Here is a 22,726-nt window from a genome sequence, read left to right on the forward strand (position 1 = left end):
TCTCCATAGCAGCAAACTTGAGCAGATCGTGCAACGTCCGGAGCTGATCGGTCTAGGAGCCATGGGCAACCGCTGCTGGAATGGAAAGTGCAAGTGATTGGATCAGACAACGGGAGCGTGTGTCATGTCGCTGGACTCGTACGTCACCCTCGGACAGTCCGGCCTGCGGGTCAGCCCCTTCACCCTGGGCACCATGACCTTCGGCGAGGACTTCGGCTGGGGCAGCAGCCCCGAGGTGTCGGCCGACATCCTCGCCGCCTACCTCGACCGGGGTGGAAACTCCATAGACACGGCCAACATCTACACCGCCGGCCACTCCGAGCGGATCATCGGCGACTACTTCGCCGCCCACCCGGGGGTTCGGGACGGCGTGGTGCTGGCCACCAAGTTCTTCGGCAATCTCCGTCCCGGCGACCCCAACGGCGGCGGCGTCGGGCGCAAGGGGATCATGCGGCAGCTGGAGGACTCCCTGCGGCGCCTGCGAACCGACTACATCGACCTGTACTGGGTGCACAACTTCGATCCGCGGGTGCCGATCGAGGAGACCATGCGCACCCTGGACGACCTGGTGACCGCCGGCAAGATCCGCTACGTCGGCCTGTCGGACCTGCCGGCCTGGAAGGTCGCCGAGGCGTCGGTCACCGCGAAGTTCCGGTCGTGGGTGCCGATCACCGCCATGCAGCTGGAGTACTCGCTGCTGGAGCGGACCTCCGAGGGTGAGCTGATCCCGGCCGCGCAGCACCTCGGCATCGGCGTGCTGCCGTGGAGCCCGCTCAAGAACGGCTTCCTGTCCGGCAAGTACGCCAGCTCGAAGCCGACCACCACGGCCCGCGGCAACAACGGCTACTTCCAGCCGCCGACCGCCGAGGAGTACGTGGTGATCGACGCCGTGAACGAGGTCGCCGCGGAGCTCGGCGTCAGCGCGGCGGCGGTGGCCCTGGCCTGGGTGCAGGGCCGGCCGGGCGTCACCTCCACGATCATCGGCGCCCGCACCCTGGACCAGTTCACCGCCAACGTCGCCGCCCTGGACGTGACGCTCACCGAGGAGCAGCGCGCCCGCCTGGACAAGGTGTCCGCGCCGACGCTGAGCTTCCCGGCGGCGGCCAACGCGCACGCCCCGCTGATCCAGCACGGCGGCATCACCGTGGACGGCCTGACCCCGCCGGCCCACCCGGCGTTGGCCGTGGTCGCCGACCAGCGCTGACTCAAGGCGTGAGGATGATCTTGCCGACGGCGGTGCGGTCTTCGAAGGAGCGGTGGGCCGCGGCCGCCTCGGCCAGCGGCCGGACGTCCCCGATCACCGGCGAGAGCCGGCCGGCGGTGCCGAGGTCGAGGGCCCGGCGGTTGAGGTCCGGCAACAGCTCGGGGTTGCGACCCAGGCTGAACGGGATCAGCGTCGCCCCGGCGGCGAACAGGTCCGCGGCGGTGTACTCGGCCGGCGTGCCGGAGGCGAAGCCGTACAGCACGATCCGCGGGCGGGGGCCGGAAAGCAGCTGTAGCGCCTCGGTGGCGGTCTTGCCGCCGACGGTCTCCAGCACGACGGTGACCGGCCCGACCTGGCCGGCCCAGTCGGCTTCGCTGTAGTTCACGACCCGGTGGGCCCCGAACCGGCGGGCGACGTCCAGCTTGGCCTCGCTGCTGGCGGCGGCGACCACGGTGGCTCCGGCAGCGACCGCCAGCTGCACCAGCAGCGAGCCGATGCCGCCGCCGGCCGCCTCCACCAGCACCGTGTCCTCGGCGGTGAGCGCCGCCGCGTCGATCACGCCGACGGCGGTCGCGCCCTGGCTCAACAGGGCCAGCGCCCGGTTGTCGTCGAGGCCCTCCGGCACGGGCACCGCCCCGGCGGCCGGCACCAGCGCCAGCTCGGCGTAGCCGCCGTTGGGCACGAAGGCCGTCACCTTCCGACCGACCAGGGCGGTGTCGGTGTCCGGCCCGGCGGACAGCACCGTGCCGGCGACCTCCAGGCCGGGCGTCACCGGCAGCTCGATCACGGGTCGGAACCGCGCCGACGGCCCCGCGTCCCCGCGCATCAGCACGTCCGCGTAGTTGATCCCGGCCGCCGCCACCCGAACCAGCAACTGGCCGGGGCCGGGCGCCGGGTCCGGTACCTCCTCCAACACCAGCACCTCGGGCGGCCCGAACCGGTGGTGACGCACTGCCTTCATGGGAGCCCCCTGCGCACTAGGATCGGACCAGCGGTCCGTTTGTGGGACACATCCTACGGACCGTCGGTCCGGTTATGTCAAGAGGCACAATACGCACATGCGAGTCGACGCCGCGCGCAACCACAACGTGATCCTCGAGGTCGCCGGCGACCTGTTCTGCCATCACGGACCAGGGGTGTCGATGGACGCCATCGCCACCGCCGCGAGCGTCGGCAAGGGCACGCTGTTCCGGCGCTTCGGCGATCGGGACGGCCTGATCCGGGCGGTGGTCGGCGAGCGGACCGAGGCGTGGTGGCAGGGGGCGCGGGCGCGGGCCACGGACGAGTCGGTGCCGGCCCGGGAGCGGGCGCTGCGGCTGGTCGACGAGATGTTCGAGCTGATCGTGCTGCGGCTGCGGCCGCTGATGGCCACCATGGAGAAGTCCGACTGCGTCGGGCCGCCGCCCTGGCTGGACCAGCTGGCGGTGCTGATCGCCGAGGTCCGGCCGGAGTCCGACGCGCAGTTCCTGGCCAAGGTGATCGTCGGCAGCATGCGCAGCGAGATGGTGGTGCCGGGCGGCGAGGAGACACTCAGGGTGAACGTGCGGGCCCTCACGTCGAGCGTGTTGGGTGATTGACCGGCGCTGACCTGTTCGAACCACACTGGGCGGTCGCTTTGCTGCTCAGCGTGGAGGAGCCATGACCCTGCGCCGCCTGCTCACAGCCGCGGTTGTCGTCGTCACATCCCTGGTCACCGTAGGCACGGGCGCCGCCGCCGCGGCCACGCCCGGTTACGCCCGCTACGTCGCCCTCGGCGACTCGTACACCTCCGGACCGTTCATCCCGTTCATGCGCCTGAACCCGATCGGGTGCGGGCGCTCCACCAACAACTATCCGTCGCTGCTCGCCGCCACCCTGCACGTCAGCAGCTTCACCGACGTCAGCTGCGGCGGCGCGGACACCACCAACATGACCAAGTCGCAGAGCGTGCCGCTGTTCGGCACGAACCCGCCGCAGTTCAACGCCCTGCGCGCGAACACCGACCTCGTCACGGTCGGCATCGGCGGCAACGACGACAGCGTGTTCGGCACCGTCGTCGGCACCTGCCCTGGGCTGCGCGCCTCGGATCCGCACGGCGCGCCGTGCAAGGCGCACTTCACCGTGAACGGCCAGGACACCCTGCTGGCCGACATCGCCGACACCCAGACCAAGGTGACCGCGGTGGCGCAGGGCATCCACCAGCGGTCCCCGCACGCCAAGGTGCTGGTCATCGGCTACCCGCGGATCGCGCCGGCCACCGGCACCTGCCCGGACGTGCTGCCGTTCGCCGACGGCGACTACGCGTACCTGGACAGCATCGAACGGGCCCTCAACACGGCGGCGTCCAACGCGGCCAGGGCCGTCGGCGCGACCTTCGTCGACACGTACGGGCCGTCGCTCGGGCACGACGCGTGCGCCGGCGGCAACGCGTGGATCCAGGGGCAGTCGCTCGACCTGCTGGCCGCCGCCCCCTACCACCCGCGCAAGGCGGCCATGGTCGGTGAGACGGCGATCATCGCCGGCGTGCTGGGCGTCGACCGGTCCGTGACGACTACGACGCCGGACGGGCCCACGGCCGGTGTGAGCACCCTCACGGACTTGGCCCACGCCCTGCTCAACGGCTGATTCGGCACCTCGCTGCCGGCGGGGATCCAACTAGACTGCCCGCCGACAGCGAGGTGTGCGCGAGGAACCCGGTGCGAGTCCGGGACGGTCCCGCCACTGTGACCTGGCCGCGGTTCTTCAGTGCCGCTGCCCGGGAGCCAGGAACTCGGCCCCTCGTCCGACCGACCCGGGCGTGGACACCCGAGGAAGGACCTGGCATGGCGCCTCGCTTCCCGTTCTCTGCCGTCGTTGGGCACGAAGACCTGCGGCTCTCGCTACTGCTGAACGCTGTGCACCCGGCGATCGGCGGCGTGCTCGTGCGCGGCGAGAAGGGCACCGCCAAGTCGACGATCGTGCGGGCGCTGGCCGCACTGCTGCCGGACCTGGACGTCGTGCCGGGCTGCCGCTTCGGCTGCGACCCGGCCAACCCCGACCCCGACTGCCCGGACGGCCCGCATGCGTCCAGGTCAGACGGAACAGCCAGCGATCGCCGGCCGTCGCGGCTGGTGGAGCTGCCGGTGGGGGCCACCGAGGACCGCCTCGTCGGCTCGCTGGACCTGGAGCGGGCGCTGACCGAGGGCGTACGCGCGTACCAGCCGGGCCTGCTGGCCGCGGCGCATCGCGGTGTGCTGTACGTGGACGAGGTCAACCTCCTGCACGACCACCTCGTGGACCTGCTGCTGGACGCCGCGGCGATGGGGCGTGCGCACGTGGAGCGCGAGGGCGTGTCGGTGTCGCACGCAGCGTCGTTCCTGCTCGTGGGCACGATGAACCCCGAGGAAGGCGAGCTGCGGCCGCAGCTGCTGGACCGCTTCGGCCTCACGGTGCAGGTGCTGGCCTCACGTGACGTGGCGACGCGCACGGAGGTCATCCGCCGCCGGCTGGCCTACGAGGCCGACCCCGCGGGCTTCGCCGCCGACTGGGCCGAGGCCGACGCGGAGCTGGCCGCACGCATCGTGAAGGCGCGGGCGGAGCTGGCGAGCGCGGTGCTGCCGGACACGGAGCTGCGCCGGATCGCCGCCGTCTGCGCGGCGTTCGAGGTGGACGGCATGCGGGCCGACCTGGTGGTCGCGCGTACGGCCACCGCGCACTGCGTGTGGCGCGGCGCGAACACCGTGACGGAGGAGGACGTGGAGGTCGCGGTCCGGCTCGCGCTGCCGCACCGCCGCCGGCGCGACCCGTTCGACGAGCCTGGCATGGACGAGCAGCAGCTCCAGGACGCCATGCAACAAGCGGCGGCGGAGCTCGACGACGACCCCGACGACGACCCGGACGGCGGCGAGACTCCACCGGATTCCGAGGCACCGCAACAACAATCGCAACAGCAGCAGGGCGAGGGCAAGGCCCCCAAGGAGCAGGCCCCGTCCGCCCCGTCGCCGGCGTTCAAGGCCCGCCTGTTGCAGGTGCCCGGCGTTGGCGAGGGTGCGCCGGGCCGGCGCTCCCGTGCGCGGGCGCACAGCGGCCGCACGGTCCGTTCATCCACTGTGGACGGCCACGGTCTGCACCTCGTCGGCACGGTGACGGCCGCTGCCCCGCACCAGCGCGCTCGCGGCCGTGACGGCGCGGGCCTGCGGCTCAAGGGCGAGGACCTGCGGCTGGCCGTGCGCGAGGGCAAGGAGGGCAACCTCGTCCTGTTCGCCGTCGACGCCTCCGGCTCGATGGCCGCGCGGCAGCGTATGTCGGCGGTCAGCGGCGCGGTGCTGTCCCTGCTGCGGGACGCCTACCAGCGCCGGGACAAGGTCGGCGTGGTGACGTTCCGCGGCACCGACGCGCAGGTCGCGCTGCCGCCGACGTCCTCCGTAGACGCTGCCGTGGCGCGGCTGCGCCAGTTGCGCACCGGCGGCCGCACACCGCTGGCCGACGGACTGCTGAAGGCCCACAAGGTGTTGACGGTCGAGCGGCTACGGGACCCGCGGCGGCGGCCGCTGCTGGTCGTCGTCACCGACGGCCGCGCCACCTCCGCGCGCCCGGGCCACGACCCCGTGCAGGATTCGCTCAAGGCGGCGGCGATGCTCGCGGCCGACGGCGTCGCCGCGGTGGTGGTGGACTGCGAGCACGGGCCGGTGCGGCTCGGCCTCGCCGACAAGCTGGCCTCCGCCCTGGGCGGCGTGTGCCTGCGGCTGGAGCAGTTGTCGGCCGAGCAGATGGCCGGTGTGGTGCGAGCGACGAGGGCGGCCTGACATGCCACAGGGAAAGCCGGAAGTCGTCCCGGCCGACGGTCTGACCACCAAGCAGCGCCGCAACCGGCCGCTGACGGTCGTGCACACCGGCGTGATGAAGGGCAAGTCCACCGCCGCCTTCGGATTGGCCCTGCGCGGCTGGAACCAGGGCTGGTCCATCGGCGTATTCCAGTTCGTGAAGTCGGCGAAGTGGAAGGTCGGGGAGGAAGCCGCGTTCCGGGCGCTGGGCGAGGTGCACGAGCGCACCGGCCAGGGCGGGCCGGTGCAGTGGCACAAGATGGGCGAGGGCTGGTCGTGGACCCGCAAGCCGGGAACTGACGAGGACCACGCCGCAGCGGCGCTGGAGGGCTGGCGGGAGATCGCGCGCCGGCTGGCCGCCGAGGAGCACGGCCTCTACGTGCTCGACGAGTTCACGTACCCGCTGAAGTGGGGCTGGATCGACGTCGACGAGGTGGTGTCCACGCTGCGCGACCGGCCCGGCTTCCAACACGTGGTGATCACCGGCCGGGACGCCCCGAAGGCATTGGTGGACGCGGCCGACCTGGTGGTGGAGATGACCAAGGTCAAGCATCCGATGGACGCCGGCCAGAAGGGCCAGCGGGGGATCGAGTGGTAGCCAGGCTGGTGATCGCGGCCCCGTCCTCGGGCAGCGGCAAGACCACGGTGGCCACCGGGTTGATGGCCGCCCTGCGCAAGCGGGGCGGTCGGGGTGCCCGAACCAAGGTGGCCCCGTTCAAGGTCGGCCCGGACTACATCGACCCGGGCTACCACGCGCTGGCCGCTGACCGGCCCGGCCGCAACCTGGACCCGGTGCTGGTCGGCGAGGAGCGCATCGCCCCGCTGTTCCGGCACGGCTCCCGGGGCGCGGACATCGCCGTGATCGAGGGCGTGATGGGCCTGTTCGACGGCCGCATCGGCACCGGATCGATGCTCGACCCCGCAAGCGGGTCTTCGGTGAGCTTCGGCTCCACCGCCCATGTCGCCGCGCTGCTGCAAGCCCCCGTGGTGCTGGTGGTCGACGGCCGGGGGCAGGGCCGCAGCCTGGCCGCGCTGCTGCACGGATTTCGCAGCTACGACGCCAAGATCCGGCTGGCCGGGGTGATCCTCAACCAGGTCGGCTCCGAGCGGCACGAGGAAGTGCTCACTGACGCGTGCGGTGAGATCGGCCTGGACGTGCTGGGGGTGATCCGCCGATCCGACGGGTTGGCCGTCCCCTCCCGACATCTCGGCCTCGTTACCGCAGCCGAGCACGGATCCGTTGCTGTGCAAGCAGTTGAGGCGATGGCTGACGCCGTGGCCGCCAGCGTGGACCTCGATGCCATCAGCGCCCTGGCCGCCACCGCGCCGGAAGTGACCGCCGAGCCGTGGCGGCCGGAGGTCGAGCCGGTGCGGGGAAATCCGGTCGTCGCCGTGGCCGGGGGATCGGCCTTCACCTTCGGGTACGCCGAACACGTGGAGTTGCTGGCCGCCGCCGGTGCCCAGGTGGCCGTGGTGGATCCGTTGCGGGACAAGGAACTCCCCGACCGCACCGCCGGACTGGTGCTGCCGGGCGGCTTTCCCGAGCAGCACGCCGCCGAGCTGTCGGCCAACGACTCGCTGCGCCGGGAAGTCGCCGACCTGGCCCGTGCCGGCGCGCCCGTGCACGCCGAATGCGGCGGGCTGCTCTATCTGGCCAAGGAGTTGGACGGTCGTCCCATGTGTGGGGTGCTCGACGCCACCGCGGCCATGACTTCCCGACTCACCCTCGGCTACCGGGATGCTCTAGCCCCGGTCGAGTCAACATTGCACTCGATCGGGGACCGGGTGACCGGCCACGAGTTCCACCGCACGGCCGTCACGCCCCGGCACGGCGTCCAGCCGGCCTGGCGCTGGCGCGGCGCGGAGCCCGAGGGATTCGTGCACGGCGGCGTGCACGCGTCCTACCTGCACACCCACCCGGCCGCCGCCCCGCAGGCCATCCGCCGGTTCGTCGAAAGGTGCACGAAGTGAGACTGGTCGGACTCGGTGTCGGGCCCGGCGACCCGGAACTGCTCACGCTGGCCGGACTCCGGGAGCTCCAGGCGGCGAGCAAGGTCTTCGTGCCGGTCATGTCGCCGGACGAGGAGGGTCGGTCCGAGGCCGTGGTCCGCGCGCACCTGCCGGCCGACGCCCCGGTGGCACGACTGGTGTTCGCGCTGAACGACGACGTGCGCGGTTCACAACAACGTCGTAACGAACTGTGGGACGCCGCCGGGCACGCGGTCGCCGACCACCTGCGCGAAACCGGTGGCAGCGCGGTGTTCGCCACCATCGGCGACCCGACGATCTACTCCACCTTCACCTATCTGGCGGCCACCGTTCGGCGGTTGCTGCCCGAGGTGGAAGTGGTCCTCAGCCCCGGAATCACCGCGATGCAGGCGGCCGCCAGCGCCGCCGGACTCCATCTGGTGGAGGGCGCCGAGTCGCTCACGCTGGTGCCCGTGACCCGAGAGGTGACCGGGCTGCGGGCCGCCTTGCGGGGTGGCGGTACGGTCGTCGCCTACAAGGGCGGACGACGACTCGACGAGCTGCGCGCCGAGATCGAAGCCGCCGGGGCGCTGGACCGCTCGGTGTACGCCGAGCATCTCGGCACACAGCAGGCACGGGTGCTCCCCCTGTCTGAAGTGGACGGGTCGGTTGCTGCGCCGTACTTGTCCACCGTGGTGATCCTTCCGCCCCGTGGCGGAAGAGGGGAGCAACTGTGAAGTCGGGCTTGGTGTCTTTCGTCGGCGCGGGTCCGGGCGCCGCCGATCTGATCACGTTGCGCGGCGCGCGCCGGCTGGCCGACGCCGACGTGGTCGTCTGGGCCCCGAGCCTGGTGGACGCCGAGTGCGTTCGCGAACACGTGCGCGAGGACGCGGAGCTGATCGACCTGTCCCGGGCCGCCTCCGACGATCTGGTGGAGCTGTTCCGCCGGGCCGCGCGGGATCGGCTCAAGGTGGTCCGGATGATCACCGGCGACCCGGTGCTGTGGGGCGCGGTGCGGGACCAGGTGGACGCCTGCCGGCGGATCGGCGTGGAGACGGAGATTGTGCCGGGCGTGTCGCCGGTGTCGGCGGCGGTGTCCGCGGTCGGCCGCGAGCTGACCGACAGCGACCAGTCGCTGATCCTGACCCGGGTGGACGCCACCGCGCTGCCCGACGCCACCCAGATCCGGGCGTTCGCCGGGCACGGCGCGACCCTGGGTGTTTTTGTCGCCGCCGCCCGCACCGGGCAGCTGGTCGAGGAGCTGACCGAGGGCGGCTACGCCGAGGACACCCCGGTCGTGGTCGCGTACAAGACGACCTGGCCGGACGAGCTGCTGCTGAACACCACGCTCGGCGAGCTGGAGGCGACCGTCAAGCAGCGCAAGCTGTGGCGGCACACGCTGTTCCTGGTCGGCAAGGCGATGGCCCCGGGCACCAAGGCCCGCTACCGCCGCGCCGAGAACGCGGCCGAGCCGGTGGAGGAGGCCGCGGAGCCGACCGGCGAGCGCGCCGCCCGCCGCACGTCGTGGTCGGCGCGGGCCGGCCGCACCAACCGCATCGCCGCGGCCCGCAGCGAAGTGCCGGCGCAGTCCACGGGGGAGACCTCGCAGGCCGCGTGGCGGGCCGTGCACAGCTGGCAGGCCGACGCCCGGACCAAGGCGCCGGCGGCACCGAAGACCGTGGCCAAGCCCGACGTCGACCAGACGACGCTGGACATGCCGGCCCCCGAGCCGGAGAAGGTGGCCGTCTCCCCGGCCGCGATCAAGCAGCCGCCGCGGACCACCGCCCGTGCTGACAAGCTTGGGCCAGACAAGCCCTCGGCGGCCAAGCCGGCGGCCAAGGCACGTAACACGCAGGCGAAGAGGACACGCAAGAGCGGGTGAACTGATGACGATCACCGTGATCGGGGTGGACGGGGCCGCGCTGCCGCCGGGCGGCGAGGCACTGCTGGACAAGGCGACCCTGGTCGTCGGCGGTCGTCGGCACCTGGATCTGCACGTCCGCAACGGGGCCACCACCATCGAGCTGGGGGCGCTGGGCAAGGCCCTGGAGGCGCTGGCCGCGCATACCGCCGAGCATGGGCCGGCGGTGGTGCTCGCCTCCGGCGACCCCGGCTACTTCGGGGTGCTCAGGGCGTTGCGGGACAAGGGAATTCGGCCGCAGGTGGTGCCGGCCCCGTCCAGCGTGCAGCGGCTGGCCGCGCTGGTCGGCCGGCCGTGGGACGACATCACCGTGGTCAGCGCGCACGGCCGTGGACTGCGGCAGGCGCTCAACGTCTGCCGGGCCCGGCCGGCGGTCGCGGTGCTCACCGCGCCCGGTGCGGGGCCGGCGGAGCTGGGCGCCGGGCTGGGCGGCTGGCGGCGGACCCTGGTCGTGGCCGAGGACATCGGCGGCGACGAGGTCGTGTCCACTGTGGACGCCGCCGACGCCGCGAAGCGGACCTGGCGCGAGCCGAATGTCGTGCTGTGCCTTGCTGATCCGGACACCGTCGCGCCGCGCGGCTGGCTGGCCGGCGGCGAGCCGTTGCCCGGCACGGCCGGCTGGGCGCTGTCGGAGGACGAGTTCGCGCACCGCGACGGCATGGTGACCAAGGCCGAGGTCCGCGCGGTGGCGCTGGCCCGGCTCGCGCCCGCGCCCGGCACCCTGATCTGGGACGTGGGCGCGGGATCCGGCTCGGTGGCGGTGGAGTGCGCTCGGTTCGGCGCGGCGGTGGTCGCGGTGGAGCGGGATCCGGTGCAGTGCGTGCGAATCATCGCCAACGTCACCACGCACGGCGTGGACGTGCGGGTGGTGGAGGCGGAGTTCCTGGCCGCGGTGCACGGCCTGCCCCTGCCCGACGCGATCTTCGTCGGCGGCGGCGGGACCAAGGTGGTGCGGGCGGCGGCCAGCGTCGGCGCGCCGCGGATCGTGGTGTCGCTGGCGGCGGTGGACCGGGTCGCGCCGGCGCGGGACGCGTTGCGGGACAGCGGTTACCGGGTCGAGGGCGTGCAGCTGTCGGCCTCCCGGCTGGCCGACCTGCCCGACGGGTCGAGCCGGTTGTCGGCCGTCAACCCGGTGACGGTGGTGTGGGGAGTGCGGTCATGATCGGGTTGTTCGCCATCGACGAGGAGCAGCGCCAGGTCGCCGTCGAGCTGTCGGCGCGGCTCGGCCGGGACACCGTGGTCGCCGACGGCCCGGTGCACCAGGCCGTGCACCGGATGTGGAACCGGATGGGTTCGGCCGTGCTGCTGATGCCGACCGGCGCGGCGGTCCGGACCATCGCCCCGATGCTGGTGCAGGACGAGTCCTCGCCCGCGGTCGTCTGCGTCACCGAGGGCTTTGTCGTGGTGCTGGCTGGCGGCAGCTCCGGCGGCGCGAACGCGCTGGCCGACCGGATCGCCGAGGTGCTCGGTGTGACCATGGTGCAGTCCGCCGGCAGCGACAACACCGGCGACACGGTGCTGGAGCAGCTGGTCGACCAGCTCGACGCCACTGTGGACGGTGACATCGCCGAGTGCGCGGCGGCCATGCTCAACGGGGAGCCGATCCGGCTGCTCAACCCGATGGGCTTTGAGCTGCCGTCGATGCCCGACAACGTCGGCCAGGCCGGCGGCGGCGCGCGGTGGACGGTCGTGATCGACGACCGGGTCGGCGGCCACGTGACCGACGGCGAGATCCTGCGCATCGTGCCGCGCACCCTGGTGGTCGGCCTGGGCGCGTCCAAGGGCGTGTCCGGCGACGAGGTCACCTCGGTGCTGTCCATGCTGGAGTGGGACTTCGGGCTGGACCTGCGGGCGGTGCGGGCGTTCGCCAGCATCGACCTGAAGGCCCATGAGGCCGGCGTGCTCCAGGCCCTGGAGGACTGGAACTTCTGGCACGGCCAGGGCAGCGTCGGTGAGGACCCGCCGGAGCTGCTCACCTATCCGGCCGAGACGCTGTCCACGGTGGCCGTGCCCAACCCGAGCCCGGTGGTGCAGCGGGAGACCGGCACCCCCAGCGTGGCCGAGGCGGCCGCGCTGCACGCGGCGACCCAGATGGCCGAGGGCCGGGCGGTGGAACTCGTGGTGCCCAAGGCCAAGAGCGACAACGTCACTGTGGCGGCGGCGCGGATCCGGCCGTAGCGTCGCACGGCCGGGTGAACTGTCGGCCAGCCTGGGCCCGGCGGCGTCCGGTCGACGGTAAACACGGACTGTGCGCCCCTGGACCCGGTACTGGCTGACGTCCGCCGTCGCCGTCCCCGCCGTGCTGGCCCTGGTCGGCCTGGTGGTGCAGGGCGGCGACATCGAGCGGCAGATCTCCGCCGAGTCGACCAAAGCCTTGGCCGGCAACGGCACGGTGGTGGTGAGCGGCCGGGACGTGACATTGGTCGGGGTGCCGTTCGAGCGGATCCCCGACGCCGAGAAGACCGTGCAGGCGCTGCCCGGCGTGCGGACGGTCGGTGCCCGTGAGCCGGCGCTGGGGCCGTTGACCATCTCGGTGGACGACAAGCAGGTCGTGATCGCCGGCACCACGCAGCAGGACACCTGGCGCAAGCAGTTCCTGCACGTGGTCGGGGAGTACGCGCACGGCCGCCCGCTGGTGGACCACACCTCGACCAGCCCCGGCACCGACTTCGCGATGACCACCACCGCGGCCGCCGCCCTGGTCTCCGTGCTGACGCTGGAGCCGGGCGCGGACGTCAAGGTGTCCGTTGTGGACGGTCAGGTGGTGATGGAGGGCGTGCTGCCCGACGCCCAGCACAAGTCCAACACCGCCAAGCTGTTGCAGCGGCTGTTCGGCAACGGCGTGGTCGTGGACAAGACCAGGAGTGCCTGATGATGTGGTTGTTCGGCCAGATGTTCGTGCTGTGCCTGGTGTCCTTCGTGGCCGGTGCGGCGATCACCGCCGTGGTGTTCGTGATGCGGCCCAGCCTGTTCGCGCGGGCCGCCGCCGAGCCGGCGCCCGAGCCCACCGGCGAGCGCAAGCTCGTGGAGATGGAGGCGGAGTGAGGACGCTGATGGTCGCCGCCCTGATGCTGGCCTCCGCCGGAGTGGGCTCCACCGAGATGGCTTGGGGGGCCACTGGACTGCACGACTGCGGCACCCGGATCGACGCCACCTCGGCCACCGGCTGGTGCCGCGGCACCGGGACGTTCTCGATGGACGTCACCTGCGCCGACGGCTCCATCGAGCACGCCGGCACGGTGTACATCCGTGAGGGCTACGGCACAGTCGGCGCTTCCTGCTTCAACCACCCCCGGGCCGCCCACATTGTCGTGAAGTCCTGATCGTCGTGAAATCCTGGGCTGTGTGACCGACCAGCTCGCAGTACTGCGGTCCCGGGTGGACACCGGGCACCTGCCGCCGCTGACCCGCGCCGTCGTGGAGCGGGTGATGCTCACCACGGCCGACCCGACCTGGCTCGGGGACCTGGTGTTGGACGAGGCGGCCCTGGCCGCCGGCCGGGACGCCCTCGGGACGGGCGGGCCGCTGATCGTGGACGTGCGCATGCTCGCCGCCGCCGTCGCGCCCCGCGAGGCCGTGATCGGGCTGGACCTGCCCGGCGTCGCCGAGCTGGCCAAGGCCGCGGGCACGACCCGGTCCGCCGCCGGAATTCGGTTGGCGGCCAAGGCTTTTCCCGACGGCGCGGTGTGGGCCGTCGGCAACGCGCCGACCGCGTTGCAGGAGGTGCTGCGGCTGGCTTCCGTCGGTGAGCTGCGGCCGGCGCTGGTGATCGGCATCCCGGTCGGCTTCGTCGGCTCGGTCGACGCCAAGGCGGCGCTGCGGCGCTCCGGGCTGCCGGCGGCCAGCTCGGCCACCGAGCGGGGCGGGGCGGCCATCGCCGGTTCCGTGGTCAACGCGCTGGTCGACGCATGGCAGGCTGACAGCCATGTCCGTTGAGCAGCACTACCTGGTCGGACTCGACCTCACCGGACGACGCGTGGTCGTCGTCGGTGGTGGCACCGTGGCACAGCGCCGGCTGCCCCGGCTGGTCGCGTCCGGCGCCGCCGTCGAGGTGATCGCGCCGCACGTCACCCCGGCCGTGCAGGGCATGGCCGACGCCGGCGAGCTGACCTGGCACCAGCGGCCGTACGCCGACGGCGACCTCGACGCTGCCTGGTACGTCGTCACCTGCACCCAGGTCACCGAGGTCAACGAGGCCGTCGCCGCCGAGGCCGAGCGCCGCCGGATCTTCTGCGTGCGGTCCGACGCCGGCAACCAGGGCAGCGCCGTCACGCCGGCCGTCGGCGAGCACGACGGCCTGCTGGTCGGTGTGCTGTCCGGCGGGCAGCCCCGGCGCTCCGCCGCCGTGCGCGACGGCGTGCTCACCGCGCTGCGCACCGGGTCCGTGGCCGATCTCCCCGAGAAGCCCCGGGAGGGCGGCGTCGCCCTGGTCGGCGGCGGTCCCGGCGATCCCGAGCTGATCACCGTGCGGGGCCGTCGGCTGCTGTCGCTGGCCGACGTCGTCGTGGTCGACCGGCTCGGCCCCATGCAACTGCTGGACGAGCTGCCGCCGAACGTTCGGGTCGTGGACGCCGCCAAGATCCCGTACGGGCGGGCGGCCAGCCAGGACGTGATCAACTCGACGCTGATCGAGGAGGCCAAGGCCGGCAAGTTCGTGGTCCGGCTCAAGGGCGGCGACCCGTACCTGTTCGGTCGGGGCTTCGAGGAGCTGCTGGCCTGCGCCGAGGCCGGCGTCCCGGTGACCATCGTGCCCGGCGTGACCAGCGCCTTCGGCGTGCCCGCCGTCGCCGGCGTGCCCGTGACGCACCGGGGCGTGGCCCACGAGGTCGTGGTCGTCTCCGGCCACGTCGCCCCCGACGACCCGCGCTCCCTGGTCGACTGGCCAGCCCTGGCCCGGCTTCGCGGCACGTTGGTGCTGCTCATGGCCGTGGAGCGGATCCGCGCCTTCGCCGACGCCCTGCTCGCCGGCCGCCCCGCCGACACCCCCGTCGCCGTGATCCAGGAGGGCACCACCCGCTCCCAGCGGGTCCTCCGCACGGTCCTGTCCGACGTCGCCGACCGCGTCACCGCCGACGAGATCCGCCCCCCGGCCATCGTCGTCATCGGCCCCGTAGCCGCCCTCGGCGACCACCTCACCTGAAAAGCCGCGAGTCCCGCTCTCAGGCAACTGAATGTCGAGTTTCGGAACTCGACACATGGCTGCCCGAGAGCGGGACTCGCGGGGGTTTAGCGGGTGCTAGCTCAGTGGTTGTAGCTGCGGCGGCGCTCGCCGCCATAGCTGCGACCCTCGCCGCGCGGGCCGCCGTGACCGTGCTCGCCGCGGCTGCCGCGCTCGCCGCCGTGGCGACGCTCACCCCAGCTGCGGCCGCCACGCTCGGCGGAGGACCGCTCGCCGCGGTCGCCCCAGCTGCGGCGCTGACCGCCGCCGCCGCCGACGCCGGCCGGGCGCGGGGTGCGCTTCTTCGGCACGAACTCCGGCACCGGCTCGCCGCTGGGCACGCGGGCGCCGGTGATGCGGATCAGCTCCTCGTCGCCGGGGCGCACGTTGGTGCTGGTCGGCTTGACGCCGGCCCGCGAGGTCAGGCCGTGCACCGCGCGCCGCTGGTCGTGGGTGACCAGGGTGACGACGGTGCCGGACTGCCCGGCGCGGGCGGTGCGGCCGGCCCGGTGCAGGTAGTCCTTGGGGTCGGCCGGCGGGTCGACGTGCACGACCAGGCTGACGTCGTCGACGTGGATGCCGCGGGCGGCGACGTCGGTGGCGACCAGCACCGGGGTGGTGCCGTCCCGGAACTCGTTGAGCACCCGGGTGCGGGCGTTCTGGGCCTTGCCGCCGTGCAGCGCGCCGGCGTGCACGCCGATCGAGCGCAGCTTCTTGGCCAGCCGGTCCACGTGGTGCTTGGTGCGCACGAACATGATCGTGCGGCCCTCGCGGGCGGCCACCTCGTTGATCACGTCCGGCTTGTCGTCGTTGGAGACCATCAGCAGGTGGTGCTCCATGGTGGTGACGCTGCCGGTGGGCGGCGACACCGAGTGCACGACCGGGTTGTCCAGGTACTCGCGGACCAGTTTGTCCACGTCCCGGTCCAGGGTGGCCGAGAACAGCAGCTTCTGCCCGCCCGGGGCGACCAGGTCCAGGATCGCCCGGACCTGCGGCATGAAGCCCATGTCGGCCATCTGGTCGGCCTCGTCCAGCGCGGTGAACTCCACGTCGGACAGCACACAGGTGCCCTGCCGCACGTGGTCGGACAGCCGGCCGGGGGTGGCGATCAGCAGGTCGACGCCGCGGCGCAGCTGGTCGGCCTGACGGGTGAACGAGGTGCCGCCGACGACGGTGCGGCACCACAGGCCCAGCGCCCGCGCGTACGGGGTGAGGGCGTCGCTGACCTGCATGGCCAGCTCACGGGTGGGGACGAGCACGATGGCCCGGGGGTGCAGCGGCTTGGCGTGGCCGCCGTTGAGCCGGCTGAGCAGGGCCAGGCCGAAGGCCAGGGTCTTGCCGGAGCCGGTCTGGCCGCGGCCGAGCACGTCGCGGCCGGCCATGGTGTCGGGCAGGGTGGCGGCCTGGATCGGGAACGGCTCGGTGATGCCGTTGGCGGTCAGCGCGTCCAGCAGGGGCTTGGCCAGCCCCAGCTCCTCGAACGTCGGCAGCGGGCCCTCGGGCAGGGTGGACGGGATGTCCTCGGCGATGATCGGCTGGTAGGCCTCGACGGGCTTGCTGCTGCGACGGTTCGGACGCCGACGGTAACCGCCGTTGCCGCCGCGGGAAGAAGAGTTGCCGTAACGGCGGTCGGACGATGGTGCGGGCACAAATAACCTTCCGGAACGTTGGCACGTCACGGGGAGGCGCCGCGCGAAGCCGCGGTGATTCACAAGGACGGGCCCGGCGCGACAAGGTCTGCGCCGATGGTTGGGTGGGGCGCACCGCGATCAGGTGGGCGCGTGGCTTCGCGCCACAGCGGTGCTCGACAACTATATCTGATCATCGGGACGGCCAGCTCCAGCCGGCCAGTGATGCGGGTTACCAGGGTGTGGCCGTTTCTTCGTACGACCACACCCCACAACCGCTGGGCCGGTCAGATCATTCCCGCCTCGGCCAGAAGATCCGCCGTCAGCTCCTCGACGTCGGCCAGCTCGGCCGGCAGCCCCCGGGACGTGAACCAGGACGTGATGTTGCGCACGTCCCGGGCCAGGAACTCCGCGCCGTTCGGGTTGGCCACCACGTCGACCACCTGGGGCAGGTCGATCAGCATCAGCCGGCCGTCGTGCACCAGCAGGTTGTACGCGGACAGGTCGCCGTGGGCCAGGCCCATCGAGGCCAGCGCCCGCAGCGCGTCGACCAGTTGGAACCACAGCTCCCGCAGGTGCGGACCGACCGGCCGGAGTTGGGCCAGCCGGGGCGCGGCCGCCCCATCGGGGTCGCCGAGGAACTCCAGCAGCAGCTCCGTGCCGGTGCGCTGCACCGGGTACGGCACCGGGGCGCCGACCGTCCACAGGCGACACAGGGCGGCGAACTCGGCGACGGCCCACTGCTCGGCGATCAGGTTGCGGCCGAACGTGGTCCGCGTCTCGATCGCCCGCATCTCGCGGGACCGCCGCATCCGGCGGCCCTCCAGGTAGCCGGCGTCACGGTGGAACATCCGGTGGTCGTTGCTGCGGTACCGCTTGGCCGCCAGCAGCGTGGCCCGGCCCGAGCCGGGCAGCGACCGGCGCACCAGGTGCACGTCGGCCTCCTTGCCGGTTTTCACCGGCCCCAGCTCGTGGTCCACCGCGGCCGCGTCGGTGATCACCCAGTCCGGCCGGGGTTCCGGCCCCAGATCGCCGGTGCCCCAGGTGGACCAGCGGTCCGCACCGTCGGGCAGCGGATCGCCCGCCTCCGCCTCGGTGCGCTGCTGGTCGAGCAGCCCCCTGGCCTCCTCGGTCAGCCGGCCGCGGCGGGCGGGACGGGGCTCGTCGTCGTCGAACCGGCGCTTGCCGCGGCGCCGTTCAGAGAAATTGACACTGTCGGGCATGGAAAAGTCGAAATCGTGCTCGCGCACTGGTGAGGTCTCCTCGAGAAAGTACTGGGAAGACGCCCCACCGAGAGAGTTCTCGCTACGCGGACCTCAGCGGGACGCCGGGACGGGTGCAGGCCACGCCCCAGACGACAGTCGTTGCCACAGGGCACCTCCTCCGGGTCGATCCACGCTGGACACAAATCAGGTCGGCGGCATCATGCCGCCGACCTGGACAACCGGGCAACCGATTTACGGCCTGCGCCCCACCGCCGCGTACACCGCGGCCTCCTCCGGGTGCTCGCCGGCGTCCTCCGGGGACTCCGGGCGCCACTCCGGCGTGAACACCACTCCCGGCTCCACCAGGTCGAATCCGTCGAACATGGCGGTGAACTGCGCCTTGGTCCGCGCGATCACCGGGTTCTGGCTGTTGCGGTACAGGCCGATCAGCTGCTCGATCTGCGTGCTCATCACGTCCGTGGTCACGTGTGACAGCGCGACGTAGCTGCCGCTGGGCAGCGCGGCGCGGTAGCGCGCGAGCAGTCCCAGCGGGTCGTCGGAGTCCGGGATGAAGTGGTAGACGGCGACCGTCAGCAGCCCGATCGGACGGCTGAAGTCCAGCAGCCGCCGGGTCTTCTCGTGGTGCAGGATGTGGTCGGGGTCGCGCAGGTCGGCCTCGATGGCCACCGCGTTCGGGTTGCCCTCCAGCAGCAGCTCGCTGTGCGCCGCGGCGACCGGCTCGTTGTCCACGTAGACCACGCGGGCGTCCGGGTTGGCCTTCTGGGCGACCTCGTGCACGTTGCCGGCGGTCGGGATGCCCGAGCCGATGTCCAGGAACTGGTCGATGCCCTGGCTCTGGAAGTAGCGCACCGCCCGGCGCAGGAAGGCCCGGTTGAGCAGCGCGAAGTCGTAGACGCCCGGGGCGACCTCGGCGACCTTGCGGCCGAGCTCGCGGTCCACCTCGAAGTTGTAGCTGCCGCCCAGGTAGAAGTCGTACAACCGGGCCGCGCTGGCCTTCTCCGTGTCGACACCCTTGGGAGCCCAGTCCGGCCGGTCCACCACAGCGCCACCTCTTCCTTGATCGACGGGCGAATCGTAGTGACGACAGCGCGCCGCCGGCATCACCGGACCGGGTGTCACCAGTCCGGGTCCACCGTGCCGGCGATGATCATCGGCTCCACCTCGTAGGGCAGCGAGGGCGGCCCGAAGTGGTCGCCCTGGGCGAATTCCACGCCCAGCTCGCGCAGCGCGGCCGCGTGCCGCTCGTGGTGCACGCCGACCGCGTACACCGGCAGCTCGGCCAGCTGGGCCGCGGACACCACGCCGCCGATGGCCCGCTCGGCCGCCGGGTCCGGCTTGTCGTCCTCGCCGAGGGTGGCCACGAACTCCGGGGCCAGCTTGATGCCGTGCACCGGCAGGTCGGTGAAGCCGTGCGGGCAGCAGCTCGCGGTCATGCCGCTGACCAGCACGCGAAACCCCATGTCGCTGAGCACGGTCAGCACCTCGGCCGGATCGCCGTCGGCATCCCACAGCATGCTGTGGTCCACCTCGAGAGTCAGCTGGTCGGCCCGCGCGCCGCTGGCGTCCAGCACGGCCAGCAGCAGCGCCGCCAGGTCCTGGTCGCCGACCATCCGGTTGGCCAACGCCACCGACACCTGCGGCGTCAGGTCGCCGTGCTCGTCGTGCCATGCCTTCGCCTGGTCGCAGGCCTGCCGCAGGACCCAGCTGCCCAGCGGCAGGATGTGCCCGGTGCGCTCGGCCAGGTGCAGGAAGTCCTTGGCCGACAGGATGCCCTGGTCCGGATGGTCCCAGGAGACGACCACCGAGAGGCCGGCCAGGCCGCGGTCGCCGATCCGCGCCACCGACTCGAACTCCACGGTGAACTGGCCGTCGCGCAGAGCCGCCGGCAGCTGCGCGGCCAGCACGAAGTCGCGGCGCTGGCGGCTGCCCCGGTCGGCCTCGAACAGCGTCCACTGGGCCCGGCCGTCCTGCTTGGCCCAGTGCATGGCCAGCTCGGCGTCGGCCAGCAGCTGGGCCGGGTCCGCGCCGGCGGCCGCCCGCTCCACGACGCCGACACTGGCCGTGACCGAGTACTCGCGGCCGCCGGCGGCGATCGGCTCGGAGATGCGGGCCATCGCCTGCTCCACCGTGTCGATCATCGTCTGGGTGGTGGACCGCACCGCCAGCAGCGCGAACCGGTCGCCGTCGACCCGGCCGAGCAGGCCCGTGTCGTCATCGACCACGGCCCGCAGCCGGTCCGCGGCGGTCTTGAGGATCTTGTCGCCGACCTGGTCGGACACACCAGCGTTGATCACCGACATGCCGTCGATGCCGAAACAGGCCAGCCCGATCCGCTCGCCCGGGGCCAGCCCGCCGACCGCGGTCTCCACCTTGGACACGAACAGCGCCCGGTTGTGCAGGTTGGTCAGCGGGTCGTGGGCCACCTGGTGGGACCAGCGGTCCTGCAGCAGGTGCAGGTCGGAGATGTCCTCGATCATCACCACCGGGTAGTCCGGCTGGCCGTTCTCGTCCTTGATCAGGGTGACCGCGATGTGCACCCAGACCGGCTCACCGTCACTGCGCAGCATCTGCTGCTCGGAGCGCAGCGAGGTGAACGCGCCGGCGATCAGCTTGCGGTAGGCCGCCGAGACCTCCTCGGCGTCCTTGCGCGGCATCAGGTCGTACGGCGTGCGCTGGCGCAGCTCGTCGGCGCTGTAGCCGAGCATCTCCTGCATGGCCAGGTTGGAGCTGACGATGTGGCCCTGGATGTCGCCGATCGCGATGCCGACCACCGACTCGGTGAACACCGTGCGAAACCGGCGCTCGCTGGCCCGCAACGCCTTCTCGGCCGCGTCCCGGGCCCGGAACACCGCCTTCTTCAGGGTCTCCTGCTGCTGGAAGATGTGCTCGCGCAGGGCGTCCACGTAACCGGCGGCGACCGCGCCCAGCAGGTCGACCAGCCGGTCGTCGTCGGCCGCGGCCGGCCGAAGTTCCCGGCCCAGCACCCGGATGGTGGCGTCCAGCGCCTTCGGGCCGACCAGCTGGGTGGCCACCAGGCCGCGGCCCACCTCGGCCGCCTGGGTGTGGTCGAACTGCTCCGCGCTCAGCGCGCTGGTCAGCAGCTCGGCGAAGCCGGTGAGGATGACCTGGAGCTCGCCGCGGGACAGCGGCACGTTGCTGGTCGGCAGGACCGAGCTGGTCCACTGCCGCGCGAGGTCCGCCAGGCCGGGGTACAGCGCCCCACCCTGCCCCTCATCGCCCGTCATGACGCCTCTCCAGCCGTGAATCAGACGACTGTAGCCCGGACTAGTCCATCACCACGAGGTCAACCGCACGGTCGCCGGTCTGTCGGATGATAAGGCCCGCGGCGGTCCCGGTGCGCACCAGTCCGGCGACCGTCGACGGCTCCCGCTGGGCCGTCGCCAGCACCCGGGCCAGGCGGCCCTTGTAGGCCTTGTTGTGGTGGCTGACCGTCTTCCCGTTGGGCATGATCACCTTCACCACGACCGCCGCCGGCACCCGGGCCAGTGCGGCGTAGGCGCCCGAGCGCATGTCCACCACCAGCTCGTCGGCCGCCCTGAGCACCGGCTCCAGCTCCGGCCGCCACAGCGCCCCCAGCGCGCCCACCCCGGGCAGCGTGCTGCCGCCGGACAGCCGGTAGGCCGGGATCGGGTCGCCCGCGCGCACCACGCCGAACAGCGCCGAGGCCACCCCCAGGCGGCCGTCCGCGCGGGACTTCTCCGTCTTGGTAAGGCTTTTCTGGTCCAGTGCGTCGTAGAGCACGCCCGTGTACCGCGACAGCGCCGGCGCTGTCGGCGAAGTCAGCAGGGCCGCGTTGCGGTGCACCTCGTGGTGCTGGCGCTCCGACAGCTCCAGTGCCCGCAGGCTCGCCGGCACGTCCCCGGCCAGCGTGACCAGGGCGTCCGCCAGCTTGCGGCGCAGCGGCGTCAGCTCGGGGAAGGACAGCGCGTCCAGATCGAGCGGGCCGCCGGCGCCGCCGTCGGACTTCGTCTCGGACGGGGGGAGCAGGACCAGCACCCACCGAGATTACCGTGACCGGCCGCCCAGGTGGTGGCGGTGTTTACCGGCGGGTCTTGTCGGGCCGACGTGATAGCGCTTACACTCGTTTCGCCTCCGCCGAAAACCACTTTCCCGTGGTTCCGCTCGACCCTGACGAATTGCGAGCGGATCCGGGTTGAGGAGGACGTGCGTGTCTCGAAGGATTCGCATGCTCGGCGGAATTCTCGCCGCCGCATCCCTGCTCGTTCTGGCGCCGAACGCGTATGCCCAGGTGGAAAGCGGCACCTGGAAGACGTGGAGTCCCGGCTACAAGGTCCAGCAGGTCGGCTGCGGCTCGGTCAGCGGGTCGACGTTCAAGCTGACCTGCTCGAACTCCAGCGGCGAGCAGCGCGCCGAGCGCCGCTACGACACCTACAGCGGTGGCACCCACCAGTTCGAGGGCTATTTCAAAATTAACAGCATGGGTGGCAGTCGGATCAGTCTGAAGCAGACGTTCGGCGGCAGTGGGCCGTACTTCCTGCTTGCCGTCGAGGCCGGTGGGCGGCTGTACGACGTCGAGGGCGGGGCCACCATTTCCAGTGGCGCCACCGTCGGCACCTCGGTGCGGGTGAATACCGTCAACCAGGTCGGAACCTCGCACCGCACCTACATCAACGGGTCGCTCAAGAACACCGTCTCCAGCCCCAGCGGCAGCTACTACGACAAGATCGGCGCCTACCGCACGGCGAGCGGCCAGGGGCCGATCTCCGTGACCTGGAGCAACGTCAAGTTCTGGACGAAGTGAGCCCTCGGCCGCCCGCCCCGGACGGGCGGGCGGTCCCCCTTCTCCCGCCGAGGCAAC

At 72.3% G+C, this 22,726-nt stretch carries 22 protein-coding genes and 1 riboswitch; of the genes, 16 read left to right on the plus strand and 6 right to left on the minus strand.

Going from position 1 to position 22,726, the window contains the following annotated elements; genetic code table 11:
* Positions 1-124: 124 nt before the first annotated feature.
* On the plus strand, positions 125-1,204 hold the full coding sequence (locus JJ691_RS46750; protein WP_211765811.1) for an aldo/keto reductase: 1,080 nt from the start codon (positions 125-127) through the stop codon (positions 1,202-1,204).
* 1 nt (position 1,205) lies between these two features.
* Here the strand turns inward: JJ691_RS46750 and JJ691_RS46755 are convergent, their stop codons facing one another.
* Complete coding sequence (locus JJ691_RS46755; RefSeq protein WP_211765812.1) at positions 1,206-2,165, minus strand: quinone oxidoreductase family protein; 960 nt, start codon at positions 2,163-2,165, stop codon at positions 1,206-1,208.
* 97 nt (positions 2,166-2,262) lie between these two features.
* On the opposite strand from JJ691_RS46755, the gene JJ691_RS46760 reads away from it, so the two are divergent.
* The 14 genes from JJ691_RS46760 (at position 2,263) to cobA (ending at position 15,014) form a co-directional block, all read left to right on the plus strand.
* A complete protein-coding gene (locus tag JJ691_RS46760; protein ID WP_211765813.1) occupies positions 2,263-2,781 on the plus strand; it encodes a TetR/AcrR family transcriptional regulator in 519 nt (172 codons plus the stop codon).
* 61 nt (positions 2,782-2,842) lie between these two features.
* Positions 2,843-3,808: an SGNH/GDSL hydrolase family protein gene (locus tag JJ691_RS46765; protein ID WP_211765814.1), complete on the plus strand. Its 966-nt coding sequence runs from the start codon at positions 2,843-2,845 to the stop codon at positions 3,806-3,808.
* A gap of 61 nt (positions 3,809-3,869) precedes the next feature.
* Positions 3,870-3,955: riboswitch (cobalamin riboswitch) on the plus strand.
* A gap of 50 nt (positions 3,956-4,005) precedes the next feature.
* Complete coding sequence (locus tag JJ691_RS46770) at positions 4,006-5,967, plus strand: putative cobaltochelatase (protein WP_211765815.1); 1,962 nt, start codon at positions 4,006-4,008, stop codon at positions 5,965-5,967.
* Position 5,968: 1 nt separating this feature from the next.
* Positions 5,969-6,583 carry a cob(I)yrinic acid a,c-diamide adenosyltransferase gene (gene cobO, locus JJ691_RS46775; protein ID WP_211765816.1) on the plus strand — a complete coding sequence of 205 codons (615 nt, stop codon included), beginning with the start codon at positions 5,969-5,971 and terminating at the stop codon, positions 6,581-6,583.
* Complete coding sequence (locus JJ691_RS46780; protein WP_211765817.1) at positions 6,577-7,956, plus strand: cobyrinate a,c-diamide synthase; 1,380 nt, start codon at positions 6,577-6,579, stop codon at positions 7,954-7,956. The genes cobO and JJ691_RS46780 overlap by 7 nt, the downstream gene beginning before the upstream one ends.
* A complete protein-coding gene (cobI, locus tag JJ691_RS46785; protein ID WP_211765818.1) occupies positions 7,953-8,690 on the plus strand; it encodes a precorrin-2 C(20)-methyltransferase in 738 nt (245 codons plus the stop codon). Before JJ691_RS46780 ends, cobI begins: the two co-directional genes overlap by 4 nt.
* Positions 8,687-9,835, plus strand: coding sequence for a cobalt-precorrin-4/precorrin-4 C(11)-methyltransferase (locus tag JJ691_RS52765; protein WP_249227472.1), 1,149 nt, complete (start codon positions 8,687-8,689; stop codon positions 9,833-9,835). Before cobI ends, JJ691_RS52765 begins: the two co-directional genes overlap by 4 nt.
* Before the next feature lie 4 nt (positions 9,836-9,839).
* Positions 9,840-11,036: a precorrin-6y C5,15-methyltransferase (decarboxylating) subunit CbiE gene (gene cbiE, locus JJ691_RS46795; RefSeq protein ID WP_211765819.1), complete on the plus strand. Its 1,197-nt coding sequence runs from the start codon at positions 9,840-9,842 to the stop codon at positions 11,034-11,036.
* On the plus strand, positions 11,033-12,052 hold the full coding sequence (locus JJ691_RS46800; RefSeq protein ID WP_211765820.1) for a cobalamin biosynthesis protein: 1,020 nt from the start codon (positions 11,033-11,035) through the stop codon (positions 12,050-12,052). The genes cbiE and JJ691_RS46800 overlap by 4 nt, the downstream gene beginning before the upstream one ends.
* A gap of 70 nt (positions 12,053-12,122) precedes the next feature.
* The gene (locus JJ691_RS46805) at positions 12,123-12,746 is read left to right on the plus strand and encodes a hypothetical protein (protein WP_211765821.1); all 624 of its coding nucleotides are present in this window, start codon (positions 12,123-12,125) and stop codon (positions 12,744-12,746) included.
* The gene (locus JJ691_RS46810) at positions 12,746-12,919 is read left to right on the plus strand and encodes a hypothetical protein (protein WP_211765822.1); all 174 of its coding nucleotides are present in this window, start codon (positions 12,746-12,748) and stop codon (positions 12,917-12,919) included. The genes JJ691_RS46805 and JJ691_RS46810 overlap by 1 nt, the downstream gene beginning before the upstream one ends.
* Positions 12,916-13,197, plus strand: a complete 282-nt coding sequence (locus tag JJ691_RS46815) for a hypothetical protein (protein WP_211765823.1) — start codon at positions 12,916-12,918, stop codon at positions 13,195-13,197. The genes JJ691_RS46810 and JJ691_RS46815 overlap by 4 nt, the downstream gene beginning before the upstream one ends.
* Before the next feature lie 22 nt (positions 13,198-13,219).
* The gene (locus tag JJ691_RS46820) at positions 13,220-13,810 is read left to right on the plus strand and encodes a precorrin-8X methylmutase (protein ID WP_249227473.1); all 591 of its coding nucleotides are present in this window, start codon (positions 13,220-13,222) and stop codon (positions 13,808-13,810) included.
* On the plus strand, positions 13,800-15,014 hold the full coding sequence (gene cobA / locus JJ691_RS46825; protein WP_211765824.1) for a uroporphyrinogen-III C-methyltransferase: 1,215 nt from the start codon (positions 13,800-13,802) through the stop codon (positions 15,012-15,014). Before JJ691_RS46820 ends, cobA begins: the two co-directional genes overlap by 11 nt.
* A gap of 101 nt (positions 15,015-15,115) precedes the next feature.
* Here cobA and JJ691_RS46830 read toward each other — a convergent pair whose 3' ends face one another.
* From JJ691_RS46830 to yaaA, 5 genes are all read right to left on the minus strand, one after another.
* A complete protein-coding gene (locus tag JJ691_RS46830) occupies positions 15,116-16,681 on the minus strand; it encodes a DEAD/DEAH box helicase (RefSeq protein ID WP_211765825.1) in 1,566 nt (521 codons plus the stop codon).
* Positions 16,682-16,947: 266 nt separating this feature from the next.
* Positions 16,948-17,910, minus strand: a complete 963-nt coding sequence (locus JJ691_RS46835; protein ID WP_442912566.1) for a serine protein kinase RIO — start codon at positions 17,908-17,910, stop codon at positions 16,948-16,950.
* A gap of 207 nt (positions 17,911-18,117) precedes the next feature.
* Positions 18,118-18,924, minus strand: coding sequence for an SAM-dependent methyltransferase (locus JJ691_RS46840; protein WP_306291340.1), 807 nt, complete (start codon positions 18,922-18,924; stop codon positions 18,118-18,120).
* A 77-nt stretch (positions 18,925-19,001) separates the two neighbouring features.
* Positions 19,002-21,131, minus strand: a complete 2,130-nt coding sequence (locus JJ691_RS46845) for a GGDEF domain-containing phosphodiesterase (RefSeq protein WP_211765826.1) — start codon at positions 21,129-21,131, stop codon at positions 19,002-19,004.
* 40 nt (positions 21,132-21,171) lie between these two features.
* A complete protein-coding gene (gene yaaA / locus JJ691_RS46850; protein WP_211765827.1) occupies positions 21,172-21,903 on the minus strand; it encodes a peroxide stress protein YaaA in 732 nt (243 codons plus the stop codon).
* A gap of 190 nt (positions 21,904-22,093) precedes the next feature.
* On the opposite strand from yaaA, the gene JJ691_RS46855 reads away from it, so the two are divergent.
* Positions 22,094-22,669 carry a hypothetical protein gene (locus JJ691_RS46855; protein WP_211765828.1) on the plus strand — a complete coding sequence of 192 codons (576 nt, stop codon included), beginning with the start codon at positions 22,094-22,096 and terminating at the stop codon, positions 22,667-22,669.
* The last annotated feature ends 57 nt before the right edge of the window (positions 22,670-22,726 follow it).

It is taken from the genome of Kutzneria sp. CA-103260 (genome assembly GCF_018263855.1).
Lineage (GTDB): Bacteria > Actinomycetota > Actinomycetes > Mycobacteriales > Pseudonocardiaceae > Kutzneria.